Annotated in this window: 4 protein-coding genes; 1 reads left to right on the plus strand and 3 read right to left on the minus strand. The window is 61.7% G+C overall.

Going from position 1 to position 3,659, the window contains the following annotated elements:
- The 3 genes from VKP01_RS09130 to guaA form a co-directional block, all read right to left on the minus strand.
- A partial coding sequence (locus tag VKP01_RS09130; RefSeq protein WP_324411839.1) for a hypothetical protein occupies nt 1-218 on the minus strand: 218 nt, incomplete at its 3' end.
- On the minus strand, nt 215-913 hold the full coding sequence (locus VKP01_RS09135) for a hypothetical protein (protein ID WP_324411840.1): 699 nt from the start codon (nt 911-913) through the stop codon (nt 215-217). The genes VKP01_RS09135 and VKP01_RS09130, both read right to left, overlap by 4 nt.
- A 13-nt stretch (nt 914-926) precedes the next feature.
- Nucleotides 927-2,480 carry a glutamine-hydrolyzing GMP synthase gene (gene guaA, locus VKP01_RS09140; RefSeq protein ID WP_324411841.1) on the minus strand — a complete coding sequence of 518 codons (1,554 nt, stop codon included), beginning with the start codon at nt 2,478-2,480 and terminating at the stop codon, nt 927-929.
- A 250-nt stretch (nt 2,481-2,730) separates the two neighbouring features.
- Here guaA and VKP01_RS09145 point away from each other — a divergent pair.
- The coding region (locus VKP01_RS09145; protein WP_324411842.1) for a hydroxypyruvate isomerase family protein at nt 2,731-3,659 on the plus strand (929 nt) is incomplete at its 3' end.

The following is a 3,659-nucleotide window of genomic DNA, read 5'->3' on the forward strand; positions in this document are numbered from 1 at the left end:
CGGAGGTCTCCTGTTTCAACAACAAGTGTCGAGAAATTCATAAAATTTTCTGGTCGGCCCCGAATGACGGCGTCGTTTTCGTTGACGACCGCGACAACTTCACCGTTATCGAATGTGACATCACGAAAAACCAGATAGAGATGTCCTGCGCCAATGTTGAAAGAACCAACCGCGCCGACGGGCTTGGATTCGAGAAAGATACGGCGTTCAGTGATCATCGGTCATTCCGATCATTTTGAGTGTTCGCGAGCCATTGCTGATAGTCCGCAACCCATTCAGGGCTCGGCACGGCAGGGCATGTCCGGTGATGGAGCCCTTGATTAATTTGTGGCGGGCGTTGGTATAGCGAGAATGGATAGTGTATTTTTATAGAAAATGAGTTGTTTTCTCTGTCCGCCCATCCATGAAATTGAGAAATGTCTGCATTAAAAGAAACATTTATCCTAGCGTGCCGAAGTATGGGAGCAAATCCACCAACCTTGTGAACGTCTAAAATGTAGACAAATCCAACACTTCCGAACTCCACGAGGCGAGATCTACGCCTCGCACTCTCGAACGCGTCCTCGAAATCCGGAATTGTAGCGCGATAGTTCGCCCCGAGCGCCCGCATCACGGCATGCGTGGCGGCGATGCGTTCGTAGATCGAGTCCATGCCGTCCATGATATCGTCGAGGCGGCCTTGCAAGTTCTCGTTCATGTCGGGGCCATCCCCCCGCAGACGCGACCAGCGCCCGCTCGCCTGATGCTGCCGCGCCAGCGCCAGCAATTCGCGATAGCGTTCGTTCGAAACCGGGCCGAAGCTGCAATCATCCTGCTCGGGATAGGTGTTGAAATGCGGAGAAATGTAGAGCCAGGCCAGCCAGATGCTGATCCCGCCGGCCATGAGCAAACCCGCAATCTGCCAGCGCGTCATTGCCGCAGGCTCCTCACTCCCACTCGATGGTCCCCGGCGGCTTCGAGGTGATGTCGTAGACGACGCGGTTGATGCCGTTCACCTCGTTGATGATGCGGGTGGCGACGCGACCGATGAATTTCATGTCGAACGGGTAGAAATCCGCCGTCATGCCGTCCACCGAGGTGACGGCGCGCAGGGCGCAGACGTAATCGTAGGTGCGCGCATCGCCCATCACGCCGACGGTACGCACGGGCAGGAGCACGGCGAAGGCCTGCCAGATCTCGTCATAGAGGCCGGCGCGGCGGATTTCCTCAAGATAAATCAGATCAGCCTTGCGCAGGATATCGAGCTTCTCAGCCGTTATCTCGCCCGGACAGCGGATTGCGAGGCCGGGGCCGGGGAAGGGATGGCGACCGACGAACTTGTCGGGCAGGCCGAGCTCGCGGCCCAGATCGCGCACCTCGTCCTTGAACAATTCGCGCAGCGGCTCGACGAGCTTCATGTTCATGCGCTCGGGCAGACCGCCGACATTGTGGTGGCTCTTGATCGTCACCGAGGGGCCACCAGTGAAGGAAACGCTCTCGATCACGTCCGGATAGAGGGTGCCCTGGGCGAGGAAGCCCGCATTGCCGACCTTCTTCGCTTCCGCCTCGAACACGTCGATGAACAGCCGCCCGATGATCTTGCGCTTCTGCTCGGGATCGCTGACGCCGGATAGCTCCTTCAGGAAGGTTTCCTGAGCCTGCACATGCACCAGCGGGATGTTGTAGGCGTCACGGAACAGCGTCACGACCTGCTCGGCCTCGCCGGCACGCAAGAGCCCGTGATCGACGAAGACGCAGGTAAGCTGATCGCCGATCGCCTCGTGCAAGAGCACGGCTGCCACGGATGAATCGACACCGCCGGAGAGTCCGCAGATGACTTTCTCGGATCCGACCTGCGCGCGAATGCGCTCGATCGCTTCTTCGCGAAACGCCTTCATCGTCCAGTCGCCGGCACAGCCGGCGATGCGGCGCACAAAATTGCGCAGGAGGGCGGCGCCGTGCGGCGTATGCACCACTTCCGGATGGAACTGAACGCCGTAATAGCGGCGCTTTTCGTCCGCGACGGCAGCGAAGGGCGCGTTTTCGGAGGTGCCGATGATCTCGAACCCTTCCGGGAGCCGGGTCACCCGGTCGCCATGGCTCATCCAGACCGGATAGCGCTGGCCTACCTCCCAGACGCCCTCGAAGAGCGGTGAGGCTGATATGGCTTCGACCTCGGCGCGCCCGAATTCGCGGTGGTGCCCGCCTTCGACGGCACCGTCGAGCTGGGTCGCCATGGTTTGCTGGCCGTAGCAGATGCCCAGCACCGGCACGCCGGAATCAAAGATTTCCTGCGGCGCACGCGGTGAGCCCTCATCCGTGACCGAGGCGGGGCCGCCGGAGAGGATCACCGCCCTGGGATTCATGCTCCGGAACGCTTCCGCCGCCGACTGGAACGGCGCAATCTCGGAATAGACCCCCTCCTCGCGCACGCGGCGCGCGATCAGCTGGGTGACCTGGGAGCCGAAATCAACGATGAGAATCTTGTCGTGATGTGCCATGCCTGCATCCGTCCCTCGCGCGCGTGAGCGTAAGCGGATGCGTTACGCCGTTTGCTCCGCGCGTGCAACACACGGGCCTCCCCACAGACCGGGAAAACATACGGGTTGCGGCGCCTTACCCATCGTGAAGCGGGAGTTTCCCCGCATGGCCGGGCTGCCCAGAGCCGCGCGGCTGCGTTAGGATCGCCCTGACAAAGCATCAACAAGGCGCAATCCCGAAGATCCAACTTGCGCCGTCGGAGGAAACGCGATGACACGATCCCCCCTGCCCCGCTCCCGCTTCTCGGTCAATTTCGGCACGCTCTTCACCGAAATCCCTCTGCCCGAGCGCCTCGCGGCGGCAAAGGCCTGCGGTTTCGAGGTGGTGGAGTTCCAGTTTCCCTATGACCATACGATCGAAGAGCTGAAAGCCGCCCTCGACACCTCTGGCATGCGCCTCAACAACCTCAACACGCCGCGCGGGGATACCTCCCGCGACGAATGGGGCCATGCCGGCATTCCGGGGCGTGAGGCGGATTTCCGGCGCTATTTCGCGCAGGCCGTCGATTACGCGACTGCGCTCGGCGCGCCGCTGATCCACGTCATGAGCGGCGTCGTCGCCCCCGGCCAGCACGAGGCGGGGCTGACCACCTATATCGCCAATATCCGCGAAGCCGCCCGCTCCGTCGCCGACAGGGGCCTCACCCTGCTGCTCGAACCGCTGAACCGCTACGATCGCCCCGGCAATCTCGTCTCGCGTTCCGACGACATCGTCGCGCTGATCGACGAGATCGGCGAACCGAACGTCAAGCTGATGTTCGATTTCTACCACATCCAGGTGATGGAAGGCGATCTCCTGCGCCGCTATGAGCGCCACATGCCCCATATCGGCCACGTCCAGATCGCCAACGCCCCCCTGCGCCTTGCCCCCGACAAGGGTGAGATCAACTACCCCGCCATCTTCGAAGCCATCGCCGCCTCCCCCTATCAGGGGCCCGTCGGCCTCGAATACAAACCGACGGGCCGCACCGAGGATGATTTCGGCTGGATGGAGGCGTTCGGGGTCGAATTAGGGCATTCGGGCGCGTTTTCCCTCCCCTTAGGGAAGGGAGGTTCGGGCGAGCGCTTTCACAACGGGCGCACCTTCACCCGCGCCCCTTGTCATATGGGTTCTTGCCCGTACGCAGGGAAACCCGGATC

Origin of the sequence: Saliniramus sp. (genome assembly GCF_035311605.1) — a bacterium.
Lineage (GTDB): Bacteria > Pseudomonadota > Alphaproteobacteria > Rhizobiales > Beijerinckiaceae > Saliniramus.